We start from the raw sequence: 13,038 nt of genomic DNA, 5'->3' as shown, positions 1-13,038 counted from the left end.
GTGCACTGTGGGAGGGGCTTCAGCCCCGACTTTTGCCGAAGCTGGCAAGCCGGCCGCTTCGTTTGTCGCGGCTGAAGCCGCTCCTACAGGGGCTTGCGGGGCGCTTGCTGGTGCACTGTAGGAGGGGCTTCAGCCCCGGCCGATCACCGAAACGGCTGCGGTCCGGGCTCGCTCGTCGCGGCTGAAGCCGTTCCTACAAGAGCGCGTGGGAGCCGCGGCGATGGCGCTGCGTAGCGCGCCGGATGGGTCAACCCGCCGCGTGCATCGTGCCGGTGTCCAGCCAGCGCTGGTGCCAGGACAGCGCCTCGGGCAGCAGGTGTGGGGTGTGCTTGCCGTAGCTGTCGCGCAGCGCGCGGTCGAAATAATCTTCCAGCTGCGTGCGGTAGCCCGGGTCCACGCAGTGGTCGATCAGCTGTCGTGCGCGGTGCCGCGGCGGCAGCCCGCGCAGGTCGGCCAGGCCGTGTTCGGTGACGATGATGGAGACGTCGTGCTCGGTGTGGTCCACGTGGCTGACCATCGGCACGATCGCCGAGATGCTGCCGTGCTTGGCGGTGCTGGGGCTGAGGAAGATCGACAGGAAGCTGTTGCGGGCGAAGTCGCCGGAGCCGCCGATGCCGTTCATGATGCGGCTGCCCATCACGTGGGTGGAATTGACGTTGCCGTACAGGTCGGCCTCGATCATGCCGTTCATGGCGATGCAGCCCAGCCGCCGCACCAGTTCCGGATGATTGGAGATCTCCTGCGTGCGCAGGATGATGCGCTGGCGATAGAAATCGATGTTGCGCTTGAACTCCTCGTTCGCCTCCGGGCTCAGTGCGAAACCGGTGCACGAGGCCACCTTCAGCACGCCGCTGCACAGCAGGTCGAGCATGCCGTCCTGGATCACCTCGGTGAAGGCGCTCAGGTCGCGAAAGCCGCTGCTGGCCAGGCCGGCCAGCACCGCGTTGGGAATGTTGCCCACGCCCGACTGCAACGGCAGCAGGTTGGCCGGCAGTCGGCCCTTGCTCACTTCGTGCTTGAGGAAGTCGATCAGGTGCGCGGCGATGCGCTCGCTGGTGGCGTCGGCCGGGGTGAATGGGCTATTGCGGTCGGGGCCATGGGTGCGCACCACCGCCACGATCTTGTCCGGATCGCAGCGCAGCGACGGCTCGCCGATGCGGTCGTCGGCGTGCAGCAGCGGGATCGGCTTGCGCTGCGGCGGCAGCGCGGTGCCGTAGTACACGTCGTGCATGCCGTCGATGCCGGCCGGCTGCCAGTCGTTGACCTCGACGATCACCTTCTTGGCCAGGTCCAGCCAGGTCTTGTTATTGCCGATCGAGGTGGACGGGATCAGGCTGCCGTCCTCGCGAATGCCGGCCACTTCCACCACCGCGGTGTCGATCTCGCCGTAGAAGCCGAACCACACGTGCTGGGCGACGTGGCTGAGGTGGATGTCGATGTAGTCCAGGGTGCCGGCGTTGATGCGTTGGCGCGCGTCCGGGTCGGTCTGGAACGGCATGCGCAGGGCGATGCCCTCCGCCTTGGCCAGCGCGCCGTCCAGCTCCGGCGCGGTGGAGGCGCCGGTCATCAGCCAGATCTTGAACGCCTGCCCCTGCAGGTGCGCGGCCTCGATCCGCTGCGCCAGCGCGATCGGCACCGCCTTCGGGTAGCCCGAGCCGGTGAAGCCGCTCATCGCCACCGTCTCGCCGGGCTGGATCAGCGCGGCGGCGGCCTCGGCGGTGACGATGCGCTCGCGCAGGCGCGGGTGGAGGATGCGTTCGGCGGACATGGGGCAACCATGGGGGCAGGGGAGAGGCCGATTATCGCGGATCGCGCCGGTCGCGGCTTTGCGCCGATGGTGCAGTGGCGGCGCTGTGGCTTTCACGCGCCCCACGCCGCGCCACAGCGATAGTGCGTCGGTGCCGCCCTTCGCCCGCCTCTCTCCGAACGCCGCCCTCGAACGCTACCGGCGCTGGCCGCGGCCGTTGCGCCTGCTGCTGCGCGGGCTGTCGATCGCCTATCTGCTGTACCTGCTGCTCGGCAACGTGTTCCTCAACACGCCGCTGTTCGACATGGCGACCAACCGCAAGCCGGAAAAATTCCGCATGCAGACCGGCCCAGCGCTGACCGTGCTGCCGGGCTTCGTCACGGCGTGGGACGTGCGCATGCGCGGGCACGTGCAGCGCAACGTGTGGACCCTGCGTGCCGATCGCGCGAGCGCGCGCATCGCGCTGTTGCCGCTGCTGCACCGCGAAGTGCGCCTGCCATGGATGGAGGCGGTGAACGTGATCGGCGAGATCGACCGCGTCGCCGACGCCATCCCGCCGCCGCCGCAGAGCGACCAGGGCTGGACCCTGCGCTTCGACGCGATCCACAGCGGCACGCTGCGCCGCGCGCGCTTCGGCGAACTGGCGATCGAAGGCAAGGGTCATGGCACGGTGGGGTTCCTCAAACAACTCAAGGGCGGGCCGTCGGAGCTGTACCCGTCGCAGATCGTGTTCGACGAGGCCAGCGTGCGCTACGGCAAGCGCCAGATCGCCGACCAGGCGCATCTGGACGCGCGCTTCTCGTTCCCCCGCCACTACCGGGCGCAGGCGCCGGGCCTGCGCAAGCTCGGCATCACCGACCTGGCGCTGCAGCTGCACGGGCGCAGCGTGGCGCTGCGCATCGACACTGCCGGGGCGAATACGCAGCTGAGCACCGAACCCGGGCTCGGCCACATCGACGCCAACCTGCGCATGCTACGCGGCGAACTGCAGCCGGGCAGCAAGCTCAATTGGCGCGTGCCGCTGCACGCCGGCGTCGGCGCCACCGATCGCGGCGTGCTGGCGCTGCTGCTCGACGTCGATCGCGACATCCGGCTGCGCGCGCGCCTGCCTGGGCAGGTCGATCCGCGCAGCATGCTCGACGCCGACGTGCGCATCGCCGGGCGCAACGTACCGTTCGCCGATCCCGCGGCGTTGCTGCCGCGCCTGTCCGGCACGGTGCAGGGACGCTGGCATTTCGAATCGCTGAACTGGATCAGCGACCTTTTGGTGCGCAAGCCGTGGTTCCGGCTCGATGGCGGCGGCGACGTGTCCGCCGATCTGCGCCTGGCGCACGGCGCGCTGCAGCCGGGCAGTCGCCTCGACGTGCCCGACGTGCAGGCCACGGCCGATGTGCTGCGGCTGCGCATCCGCGGCCAGGCGCAAGCGGTCGGGCGCATCGTCGGCACTGCCGAGCAACCGCGCACCCAGGTCGACGTGCGCATGCATACATTCGCGCTGGCACCGCTGGCCGAACCCAAGGCGATCTTCGTGCAGGGCGAGAACCTGCGCCTGGACCTGCAGGGCGACGGCGCGCTGGCGACGTTGAAGGAATCGTTGCAGGCGCGCCTGCGTTTCGACGATGCGCGCGTGCCGGACCTGCGCGCCTACAACCGCTACCTGCCGGCATCGCAGGTGCGCGTGCTCGGCGGCAGCGGATCGCTCAGCGGCGACCTGCACCTGGACGCGGCCGGGCAGGTGGGCGAAGGCAATGTGCGCATGCGCGGCCGCCAGGCGCAGCTGCAGGCGGCCGGACTGGCGCTGGCCGGCGACCTGGATCTGGACGCGCGGCTGCGGCGCGGGGAGCTGCAGGGCAAGCGCTTCGACCTGAGCGGCAGCACGCTGCGCCTGCAGGGCGTGCGCTACGGCGACGGCGCCAAGCAACGCGACTGGTGGGCCACGCTGCGTGTGCCGCAGGGGCGCATCGCCGCGACGCCGGCCACGCAGGCCGATGCGCAGGTGCAGATCCAGATGCGCGATGCCGGTCCGGTGCTGGCGGTATTCGCGCAGCGCAGCGATGCGCCGGCCTGGCTGCTCAAGCTGGCCGATGCCGGGCAGCTGGAGGCGAGCGGCCAGCTGCGCTGGCGCAAGGATGCGCTGTGGCTGGATCGCTTGCAGGCGGAAAACCAGCGCGTGTCGCTGCGCGCGCGGCTGCGCGTCGGCGATGCCGGCACCCAGGGCGATTTGTATGCGCGCTGGGGCGTGCTCGGCGTCGGCGTGGCGCTGCGCGGCGAACAGCGGCAATGGCATCTGCTCGGTGCGCGCGAATGGTACGAGCGGCAACCGGCGTGGTTGTCGGACACGCTACCCGCTCCGGCACCGACGCCGTTGTCGCCCTGAGCCGCAAGGCGGTGCGTGCTCGCGCGTCGTTGCGGCTATGCAGGCGCGCCAGCTTGTTGCTCGAATCGTGCCTTCGTCGCCAGGCAAGCCGTGTTCCTATGGAGCGACTGCGGATCGCCTGGGCAATCGGTCGCGACGATGAAAGCGCGTCGCGATCGAATCGATCAGGCGCAGCACGTGCCCATGCGTGATCACGTGACGCCTGCGCGCCGATGCCGTGCAGTTGTGCCGATACGCGTAGTCTGTAAAGACAAGGCATCGCCGCATACTGCATTGCAGCAGAATGTACCGCCCAGTTTCATTTTGCAGTGCAGCGTGCAATGTGCAAATAAAGCGCCCAAGATCAACCTGCATCCCGACGTGGGGGAGGGAGCAAGGCCCGCTGGCAGTTCGCTGCAAGCGGGCTTTTTTTTGCCTCGAGTTTGGGTAACCCAGGACGCTGCGTCGCCTTTTCAGGCAGTGCTTTTCGTATGGCGCCAGGCATGGACGCCAATCGTGTACCACGCGCCCTCGCCTGATCGTGCCTGCGGCTTGGCCAATCGCCTTGTCGGTGCGCTGCGCGGCCCTCTGTCTGCCGGCGCGCCGGGATGCCATCATCGACGGATGCCCACCTCCTCCCCGCTTGTCCCCGACACCTTGCAACCCTTGCTGGACCGCAACCTGGCGCGCTTGCGCCAAGCAGTCGGTGCGCGACCCTGGCCCGATCGTCCCGGCTTCGACACCGACCTGCAGCGCGCGGTGCTTGCCAGCGATTTCCTGCTCGACACGGTATGCCGGCAACCGACGCTGCTCGAACACCTGGCGCAGCCCGATCCGCCGCCGTTGCCGGTGCCGCAGCTGGATCCGGCGCAGCCGGCGGCGTGGCCGGCGCACCTGCGCCGCTATCGCGCGGCGGCCTCGGCGCGGCTGGTGTGGCGCGACGTGCTGGGCCTGGACGACGTCGATGCGACCCTGGCCGGCAGCACGCAGTTGGCCGAGATTTGCCTCGACATCGCGCTGCAGGCGCTGGAAGGCGAATTCGCCACGCGCCACGGCGTGGTCCGCGCCGCCGACGGCAGCGCGCAGCGGCTGGTGGTGTTCGGCCTGGGCAAGCTCGGCGGCGGCGAACTGAACTTCTCCTCGGACGTGGACCTGGTCTACGCCTATCCGCAGGGCGGCGAATCCGATGGCGCGCGTGCGCTCGCCGCCGAGGAATATTTCGCGCGCCTCGGCCAGCGCCTGGCGCGGCTGCTGGACGAGACCACCGCCGACGGCTTCTCGCATCGCGTGGACCTGCGCCTGCGTCCGTTCGGCACCGCCGGGCGGGTGGCGCTGTCGTTCGCCGGCATGGACCACTACTTCCAGCGCGAGGGCCGCGACTGGGAGCGCTATGCGTGGCTGAAAGCGCGCGCGGTGGCCGGCGACATCGCCGCCGGCGAGGACTGGCTGCAGACCCTGCGCCCGTTCGTGTACCGGCGCTACCTCGACTTCACCGCGCTCGACGGGCTGCGCGAGATGAAGGCGGCGATCACCGCCGAGGTCGCGCGGCACGATCGCCTGGACGACATCAAGCGCGGTCCCGGCGGTATCCGCGAGATCGAATTCCTGGTGCAGTCGCTGCAGCTGATCCGCGGCGGCCGCGAGCCGGCGTTGCGCGAGCGCCGCCTGTTGCCCGCGCTGCAGGCGCTGGTCGCCGGCGGCCAGGTCGCGGCCGCCGATGGCGCGGCGCTGGCCCACGCGTACCGCTTCCTGCGCCATGTCGAGAACCGCCTGCAGATGCTGCGCGACGCGCAGACCCATGCGCTGCCGGAAGACGCGCTGGACCGCGCGCGCATCGCGCTCGGTCTCGGTTACACCGATTGGACCCAGCTGTATGCCGCGTTGCAGGTGCAACGCGACCGTGTCGCCGCCGAATTCGCCGAGTTGCTGGCGCCGCGCGTGCAGGCGGTGGCGCCGGATGCGCTGGCCAGTTACTGGCGCGGCCTGCCGGACGACGCCGGCACGCAGGTGCTGGCCGCCGCCGGCTTCGCCGATGCCGAGGGCGCCGACCAGGCGCTGCGCGGCTTCGTGCAGTCGCTGGGCGTGCGCACGCTGTCGGATGCGGCGCGCGCGCGGCTGGACCGGGTGCTGCCGGCATTGCTGCACGCCGCCGCGCGCTCGCCGCAGGCCGACGCCGCGTTGCACCGCGTGCTCGGCCTGCTGCAGGCGATCCTGCGCCGCGCCAGCTATCTCGCCTTGCTCGACGAACAGCCCAGTGCGCTGGCGCGGCTGGTCGATGTGCTCGCGCGCAGTGCGTTCCTGTCCGAACGGCTGGTCGCGTATCCGTTGCTGCTCGACGAACTGCTCGACAGCCGCGTCGCCGGGCCGATGCCGGATCGGGCGGCAATGCAGCGGCTGTGCGACAGCGCGGTCGCCGCCGCCGGCGACGATCCGGAAGCCGCCCTGCGCGGCCTCAACGAAGCGCGCCAGGCACTGAGTTTCCGCATCGCGCTGGCCGCGCTGGACCGGCGCCAGCCGGCGGTGCATAGCGCCCGCCAGCTCGCGGAGCTGGCCGAAGGCGTGGTGCTGACGGTGCTGCGTCTGGCCCGCGCCGAGTTGGTCGCAGCCCATGGCGAAGTGCCCGGCGGCAGTTTCGCGATCGTCGGCTACGGCAGCCTCGGCGGCATCGAACTGGGCATCGGCTCGGACCTGGACCTGGTGTTCCTGTACGACCATGCCGCCGGCGCGGAGACCTCCGCAGGACCGCGTCCGCTGGAGAGCGGGCGCTGGTTCGCGCGCCTGGCGCAGAAGGTGATCGCGTTGCTCGGCGCGGTCACCGGCGGCGGCCGCCTGTACGACATCGATGTGCGCCTGCGCCCGGATGGCGGCAAGGGCGCGCTGGTGTCGTCGCTGGCCAGCTATACCGAGTACCAGCGCGAGCGCGCCTGGACCTGGGAGCACCAGGCGTTGGTACGCGCGCGCGGCGTCGCCGGCGATGCCGTGTTGCTGCAACGCTTCGAGCAGGTGCGCGCGCAGACCCTGGCGCGTTCGCGCGACGCGGCGCAGCTACGCGAGGAAGTGTTGAAGATGCGCGCACGCATGCGCGCCGAACTGGACCGCAGCGATGCCGCCCGCTTCGACCTGAAGCAGGGTGCTGGCGGCCTGGTCGATCTGGAATTCCTGCTGCAGGCCGGAGTGTTGCTCGGCGCCGCGCAGCATCCCGAGCTGACCGTGCCGCGCGCTACGCCGGCGCTGATCGACGCATTGGCGGCCAGCGCATGGTTCGATGCGCCGACTGCCGCCAGTTTGCACGACGCGCACGCAACGCTGGTCGACGCCGGTCTGGCCTGCACGCTCGACCGGCGCCCGCGGCTGACTGCAAGCACCGACGCGATTGCGCGGGCGCGGGCGGCGATCACTGCCGCGGCGCAGGCCAAGGGGCTGGCGTTCGAGCCGGGGCGCAGCGAGCGATAGCGCGGCTGGTCCGCCGCCGGCCCGCCGGATCCCACCCGGCCTGCCCGGAAGTGGATGGCACGCCCCTGAGGTGAACATGGGGTGTGCCCGTCATCCGGGGTTGGCTCGCTTTTTGAGCCAAAGCGCCCTGATGAGCATGAGCACAAGCAGAAGAAAGCCGCAGAGTCCTTGCAGCAATTCCGGCCAGCCGGGGCCAAGGCCGCATGCGGCCGCAATTTTCTGCCAAAGAACGTCTGCGAAAAGCGCATTCAAAAGCGAGGCGAGCAATAACGGAAGAAGCAGTGGATCGCGGAGCATGCGCCTGTGGTTCGATGTCATCTGTCTTCGCTTCCTTTCGTTTTTTTGAGGCGTGTGTTGGATCCGAGTCACGTGCGCGACAGCACGTAGCAGCGTCGTTCGATCCGTCGCACGGGCTCGGCGACGATGTTGCCGAAGTCGGCCTGGCGTGGCGGGTGCCGCTGGGGTCGGCGCCGGCCTGAGCTGCACGCTGGACCGGCGGCTGCGCCTGACCGCAAGCACGGAGACCGTCGTGCGCGTGCGCGCGGCGATCACCGTCGCGGCGCAGGCCAAGGGGCTGTCGTTCGAGCCGGAGCGCAGCGAGCGATAGATCGCTGCACGGCTGCTGGCTGAGCAGCGGCCAGTTTTGGCCGGACGTGAGATGGTGGGTACGCGGCAGCAGCGTATGCACACCGCCATGTCTACGCAACCAAGTCGCCCAGTCGCACCTTGAGTGCTGCGATTTGCTCCTGCACGGCCTCCATCGCCTGCGGATTGTCTCCCCACATGTCGATGAATCCCCAAGTGGCGTCGGGAGGATCCAGCATGTTGCTCAAGATCTCGATGGCGCTTTCGAGCAGCGGCTTCAAGTCTTCCAGATAGCGGGAGGGCCAGACATAGGCGATGCCCAGCGTCTGCAACAGGTAGCTGGCGGCTCTGACCGAGTCGTAGCGCTCCTGGCTCGGGTCGAACCCATTGATCTCGTCGATCAGGAGCGAAATGTCATGTGCTTTCCAGAAACGCTGAAACCAATCCGCCGCCTCATCGTTGGCCCACGGCTGCGTGTTCCAATCTCCCATGATCTTTGTCCTTGTCTGCGGCCGCCAATTTAATTGTGCTGCGTCCTAGCGCTGCCGCGGCCGCGCGGCCGATGCGCCGGTCGCGGCCGGCGGCGCCATCCGCCACAGCAGTGCCCGGAACGGCGCCAGCAGGAACACGCCGATGCCCAGTTTCACCGCCAGGTCGCCGGCGGCCCAGCTGACCCACGGCAGCGCCGAGCCGGTGAAGGCGACCGACCAGAAGATCGCCGTGTCCAGCGTCGCGCTGCAGGTGGTGGCGACGATCGGCGCGCGCCACCAGCGGCCGCGGCGCAGGCGGTCGAACACCGCGATGTCCAGCAGCTGCGCGGCGATGAACGCCAGGCATGAGGCGGCGGCGATGCGCGGGGTGGCGATCCAGATCGACAGCAGCACCGCCAGCGCGAAGCCGCACCAGGCCACGCGCCGTGCCGCACGCGGGCCGAAGCGGCGATTGATCAGATTGCTGACCAGGAACGCCACTGGATAGCTGAAGGCGCCCCAGGTCAGCCAGTCGTTGATCGGGAACTGCACCAGCACGTTCGACAGCAGTACGACTGCGCCCATCGCCAGCACCGCCAACAGCAGGGCGCGCGGGGTCAGTGCGGCGAACGTAGGCGATGGCGAGGACGGCGGAGGCATTGGGCGGCTGCGCGGCGGGCAAGGCGAAGCGGCGCATTATCGCGATGCGGCGGCGTTGCGGCCAGCGCGCGGCATGCGGGCCGCGACGCCGTTGCTCCCTGTAGGAGCGGCTTCAGCCGCGACCGGGCGGTACCGATAGAGTTTCGGTCGCGGCTGAAGCCGCTCCTACAAGGGGCGAGCCGCCGAGGAAGCGCCCTCAGCGTTCTTGCGGCGGCGCTGTCCCATCCACCGCGGCACGCCCGACCGCCGGGTCGTCGGTGAAGAAGGCATCCACGCCTGCGGCAATGAACGCGCGCATCTCGGCGATGCTGCCGGCGGCATTCACCGCCGCCGGGCCGCGCGCGTCCTGCAGTTGCTTGGGCAGGAAGTAGTTTTCCGGACGGAACGTGTATGGCACCACCTGCAGTCCGGCCGCATGCGCGTCGGCGATGAAGGCGGTGGGCGCGGCCAGCGCGCCGTCGGCATCGACCGGGATGATGGTGCGCAGGTTGGGGCTGACCAGTTGCGCATACTTGGCGATCGCGCGCAGGCCCTGCGCGCTGCCCATCTGCGCATAGGTCGGGCCGTCGCGCAGCTGGTCGCCCGGGCGTTCCTTCGGGTCGCCCAGCAACTGCACCAGGCGCACGTTCGGATGGTCCTTGCCGAGTTTGCGGTGCAGGGACTGCAGGTTGCCGATCTCGAACGACTGCACGATCACCGGCGCGCTGCGCGTGTACGCATGCGCGTCCAGCGTGGCCAGCACCTTGTCCTCCATCGCCAGGCCCAGCGCCTGGAAATAGGTGCCGTGCTTGATCTCCGGGATCAGCCCGATCGTGCGCCCGCGCGCGGCCGATTCGGCCGCGGCGAAATCGATGATCTCGTCGAAGGTGAGCAGCTGGAACTGCCCGTCGAACGCGGTGCCGCGCAGTTGCGGCAGGCGCTCGCGCGCGCGCAGCGTCTTCAGCTCGGCCAGGGTGAAGTCTTCGGTGAACCACCCCTCCACGCGCTGGCCGTCGATCTGCTTGGCCGTCTTGCGCGCGGCGAACTCCGGATGCGCGGCGACGTCGGTGGTGGCGCCGATCTCGTTCTCGTGGCGCGCCACCAGGGCGCCGTCCCTGGTCGAGACCAGGTCCGGTTCGATGAAGTCGGCGCCGTCGGCGATGGCCTTCGCATACGACGCCAGCGTGTGCTCGGGGCGCAGCGCGCTGGCGCCGCGGTGGCCGATCACCAGCGGCTTGTGCGGACCCGCAGCCGCGACCGTGTCGGCCGCGGCGGTCAGCGACGACAGCGCCATCGAACATCCCAGCATCCAGACCATGGGTTTCATCATCGCATGCGCTCGGCGGCCAGGTGAGGGCAGGATGCGCGCGTTCAGAAGCGCGCGTCCAGGGTCAGGAACACCTGCCGCGGCGCGCTGGCATGGAACGCCAGCGAACGCCCGTTCGGATCGCTGTTGCCGAAGGCGGAGAGGTTGGAGGCGTAGCGCTTGTCGGTGAGGTTGGTCACGTTGAGCGACAGCTTCAGGTCCTGCAGGAACGACACTGCGCCGAAGTCGTAGCCGGTGCCAGCGTCGAACGCGGTGTAGCCGCCGAAGCCCTGGTCGTTGGTGTAGGTGTAGTAGCGCTGGCCGGTGTACTTGCCGCGCAGGTTGGCGTTCCAGCCGTTGTAGTTCCAGCTGATCTCGCTGGTGACCATGCGCTTGGGCGTGTCCACCGTGTACTTGCCGGCGGTGGGGATGGTCACGCCGTTCTGCACGTAGTTGTCGTCGTAGGTGGAGCGGTTGATCGACGCCGAGTTGTACCACTGCAGATGCGCGTTCGGCTTCCAGATGAAGGTCAGCTCGCCGCCGCGGCTGCTGACCGAGCCGACGTTGAAGAAGCGCGTGGTGCACGCCGGGGTGGTGCCCTGCTGGATGCTCGGGCAGGGATTGAGCGAGAGCAGGCGGTTGTCGAAGGTGACGTCGTAGCCGACCAGCGAGGCCTCGAACGTGTCGCGTACCAGGCGGTAGCCGGCCTCGAAGGTCTTCGACTTCTCCGGTTCCAGCGCGCCGACGCTGGCGTCGAACGAAGCCTGGGTCACCAGCAGCGGGCCGCCGGCGCCGCCGCCCTGGAACGCGGCGATGTTCTCGGCATAGGAGGCGAACACTTCCTGCCCCTCGGCCAGGCGATAGCTCACCCCCACCTGCGGCAGCAGCGCTTCGCTGGCCTTGAGCGTGCCGTTGGCGACCGGCGCTTCCACCGCGATCCCCGGCGTCTCGCGCGCGGTCATCGTGGTGTGCGGGCTCTTCGCGCCCACGTCCAGGGTCAGGCGCTCGTCGAGCAGCTTGAAGGTGCCCTGCACATAGGCCTGCTTGGTGGTGATCGTATAGTCCTGCGAGAACAGCCGGCGGTCCGGGCCGCTGAGGAACAGGTCGTCGTCGATCGGGCCGTCGATCCAGTAGAAGTTGCGCTCCACGTGGTGCTTGTTGCGCTCGTACCACACGCCGGCTTCCAGGTGGTGCGGGCCCAGGTCCCAGCCCAGCGAGGCGATGCCGCCGGTGCGGTTGATGGTGTAGTTGGTGCTGCGGATCGAGATCGGCAGCGCCTGCGGCGTGCCCGGATTCGAGGCCTGGCCCGGCGACCACCAATGGCCCTGGCCTTCGTTCTCGTGGTGGTAGACCTGGGTGTGCACGCTCACCGCGTCGGACGGCTGGAAGTCGCCGGCGAGGTAATACAGGTCGTCGTTGCGCAGCGCGCGGCTCTGGTAGTAGGCGTCGTCGGTGTTGTCCACGCCGCCGCTATAGGCGCAGCGGCTGGCGTCGCGGGTGGCCGGCGCGCAGTAGGCCGCGGCCAGCGCGCGCTGCCAGTCCGGCGCATACAGGTTCCAGTCCCAGCCCAGGCCGCGGTGCAGGCCGCTCTTGGACAGGTAGGCGTAGTCGGCCTGCGAGGTGCGCGAGGTATCGACGAAGGCGGTAATCTTGCCGCCTTCGAACTGGTACACGCCCTTGCCGTTGAACTGCGCGGTGCTGGTCGGCGATTTCGGATCGGCCCACATGTCGGCGCTGGCGTAGACGCCGGACAGATACGCCGAGAAGCCGTTGTGCTCGCCGGTGTCCAGGCGCAGGTAGGTGCGGCGGTTCTGGTCCGAACCGACCGTCTGCGACAGGCGCACGCCGGTTTCGGTGGACGGATCGTCCGAGAAGTACTGCACGGTGCCGCCGAGGTTGCTGGTGGACGCGGTGCCCAGGCTGCCGATGCCCGAGGCCAGTTCCACGCCGCCAAAGTTCTCGGCGATCAGCGCGCGGCTGATGTTCAAGCCGTTGTAGTTGCCGTAGGCGTTGTCGCCCAGCGGCAGGCCGTCGAGCGTATAGCCCAGGCGCGTGCCGTTGAAGCCGCGCAGGCTCACCGTCTGCGATTCCTCATTGGCGCCGAACGCGTCGTTGGACTGCACGTTGACGCCGGGAATGCGGTTGAGCAGTTTCTGGATGCTGGTGCCCGGCGGCAGTACCGCAATGTCCTGGCGGGCGATGCGCTGCACCTGGCGGGTCTCGCCCTGGCCGATCACCGACACCGTATCGAGTTGGCGGGCATCGCCGGTCGCGCCGTCGGCCGGCGCGTCTGCCGCGTGCGCCGCCAGCGGCGACAGCAACGTGGCGAGGATCGCGGCGCTCAGCAAGTGATGGGTAGGCATGCGTGAAAAATTCGCTAAAGGAGGTTGGGCGAAGATGCGACAGCGAGGTTTCAGGATCGCGTCACGCATGTTGCGGTTGTCATGCAATGCCGACACAGGCGACACATTTTCCTCAGTCG

At 69.3% G+C, this 13,038-nt stretch carries 9 protein-coding genes; 3 read left to right on the top strand and 6 right to left on the bottom strand.

Annotation, left to right across the window (positions count from 1 at the left end; genetic code table 11):
- Window positions 1-247: 247 nt before the first annotated feature.
- Window positions 248-1,768, bottom strand: coding sequence for an acetyl-CoA hydrolase/transferase family protein (locus HEP75_RS19405; protein ID WP_185824598.1), 1,521 nt, complete (start codon window positions 1,766-1,768; stop codon window positions 248-250).
- A 130-nt stretch (window positions 1,769-1,898) separates the two neighbouring features.
- Between HEP75_RS19405 and HEP75_RS19400 the strand changes: the two genes are divergently transcribed.
- Together HEP75_RS19400 and glnE are read left to right on the top strand one after the other, a co-directional pair.
- On the top strand, window positions 1,899-4,124 hold the full coding sequence (locus tag HEP75_RS19400; protein ID WP_185824597.1) for a hypothetical protein: 2,226 nt from the start codon (window positions 1,899-1,901) through the stop codon (window positions 4,122-4,124).
- Window positions 4,125-4,727: 603 nt separating this feature from the next.
- Entirely contained in the window at window positions 4,728-7,556 is a 2,829-nt protein-coding gene (gene glnE / locus HEP75_RS19395) for a bifunctional [glutamate--ammonia ligase]-adenylyl-L-tyrosine phosphorylase/[glutamate--ammonia-ligase] adenylyltransferase (protein WP_185824596.1), read from the top strand.
- A 90-nt stretch (window positions 7,557-7,646) separates the two neighbouring features.
- Here the strand turns inward: glnE and HEP75_RS19390 are convergent, their stop codons facing one another.
- The gene (locus HEP75_RS19390) at window positions 7,647-7,874 is read right to left on the bottom strand and encodes a hypothetical protein (RefSeq protein WP_185824595.1); all 228 of its coding nucleotides are present in this window, start codon (window positions 7,872-7,874) and stop codon (window positions 7,647-7,649) included.
- Window positions 7,875-8,001: 127 nt separating this feature from the next.
- Here HEP75_RS19390 and HEP75_RS19385 point away from each other — a divergent pair, with 127 nt between their 5' ends.
- Complete coding sequence (locus HEP75_RS19385) at window positions 8,002-8,163, top strand: hypothetical protein (RefSeq protein ID WP_185824594.1); 162 nt, start codon at window positions 8,002-8,004, stop codon at window positions 8,161-8,163.
- 91 nt (window positions 8,164-8,254) lie between these two features.
- Here the strand turns inward: HEP75_RS19385 and HEP75_RS19380 are convergent, their stop codons facing one another.
- From HEP75_RS19380 to HEP75_RS19365, 4 genes are all read right to left on the bottom strand, one after another.
- The gene (locus tag HEP75_RS19380) at window positions 8,255-8,632 is read right to left on the bottom strand and encodes a hypothetical protein (protein WP_185824593.1); all 378 of its coding nucleotides are present in this window, start codon (window positions 8,630-8,632) and stop codon (window positions 8,255-8,257) included.
- A 45-nt stretch (window positions 8,633-8,677) separates the two neighbouring features.
- Window positions 8,678-9,271: a queuosine precursor transporter gene (locus HEP75_RS19375; RefSeq protein ID WP_185824592.1), complete on the bottom strand. Its 594-nt coding sequence runs from the start codon at window positions 9,269-9,271 to the stop codon at window positions 8,678-8,680.
- Window positions 9,272-9,467: 196 nt separating this feature from the next.
- Complete coding sequence (locus HEP75_RS19370; RefSeq protein ID WP_255423913.1) at window positions 9,468-10,580, bottom strand: glycerophosphodiester phosphodiesterase; 1,113 nt, start codon at window positions 10,578-10,580, stop codon at window positions 9,468-9,470.
- A 41-nt stretch (window positions 10,581-10,621) separates the two neighbouring features.
- Window positions 10,622-12,919, bottom strand: a complete 2,298-nt coding sequence (locus HEP75_RS19365; RefSeq protein WP_185824591.1) for a TonB-dependent receptor — start codon at window positions 12,917-12,919, stop codon at window positions 10,622-10,624.
- Window positions 12,920-13,038: the final 119 nt, after the last annotated feature.

The sequence above is a fragment of the Xanthomonas sp. SI genome (assembly GCF_014236855.1).
GTDB lineage: Bacteria > Pseudomonadota > Gammaproteobacteria > Xanthomonadales > Xanthomonadaceae > Xanthomonas_A.
Note: the sequence above shows the minus strand (reverse complement) of the source record. Positions and strands in the feature narration are given on the sequence as shown.

Bases quoted from the DNA above. Each gene is read 5' to 3' on its own strand.
- HEP75_RS19405 (WP_185824598.1), bottom strand. From the start codon at position 1,768: ATGTCCGCCGAACGCATCCTCCACCCGCGCCTGCGCGAGCGCATCGTC.
- glnE (WP_185824596.1), top strand. From the start codon at position 4,728: ATGCCCACCTCCTCCCCGCTTGTCCCCGACACCTTGCAACCCTTGCTG.
- HEP75_RS19390 (WP_185824595.1), bottom strand. From the start codon at position 7,874: ATGACATCGAACCACAGGCGCATGCTCCGCGATCCACTGCTTCTTCCG.
- HEP75_RS19380 (WP_185824593.1), bottom strand. From the start codon at position 8,632: ATGGGAGATTGGAACACGCAGCCGTGGGCCAACGATGAGGCGGCGGAT.
- HEP75_RS19375 (WP_185824592.1), bottom strand. From the start codon at position 9,271: ATGCCTCCGCCGTCCTCGCCATCGCCTACGTTCGCCGCACTGACCCCG.
- HEP75_RS19370 (WP_255423913.1), bottom strand. From the start codon at position 10,580: ATGATGAAACCCATGGTCTGGATGCTGGGATGTTCGATGGCGCTGTCG.
- HEP75_RS19365 (WP_185824591.1), bottom strand. From the start codon at position 12,919: ATGCCTACCCATCACTTGCTGAGCGCCGCGATCCTCGCCACGTTGCTG.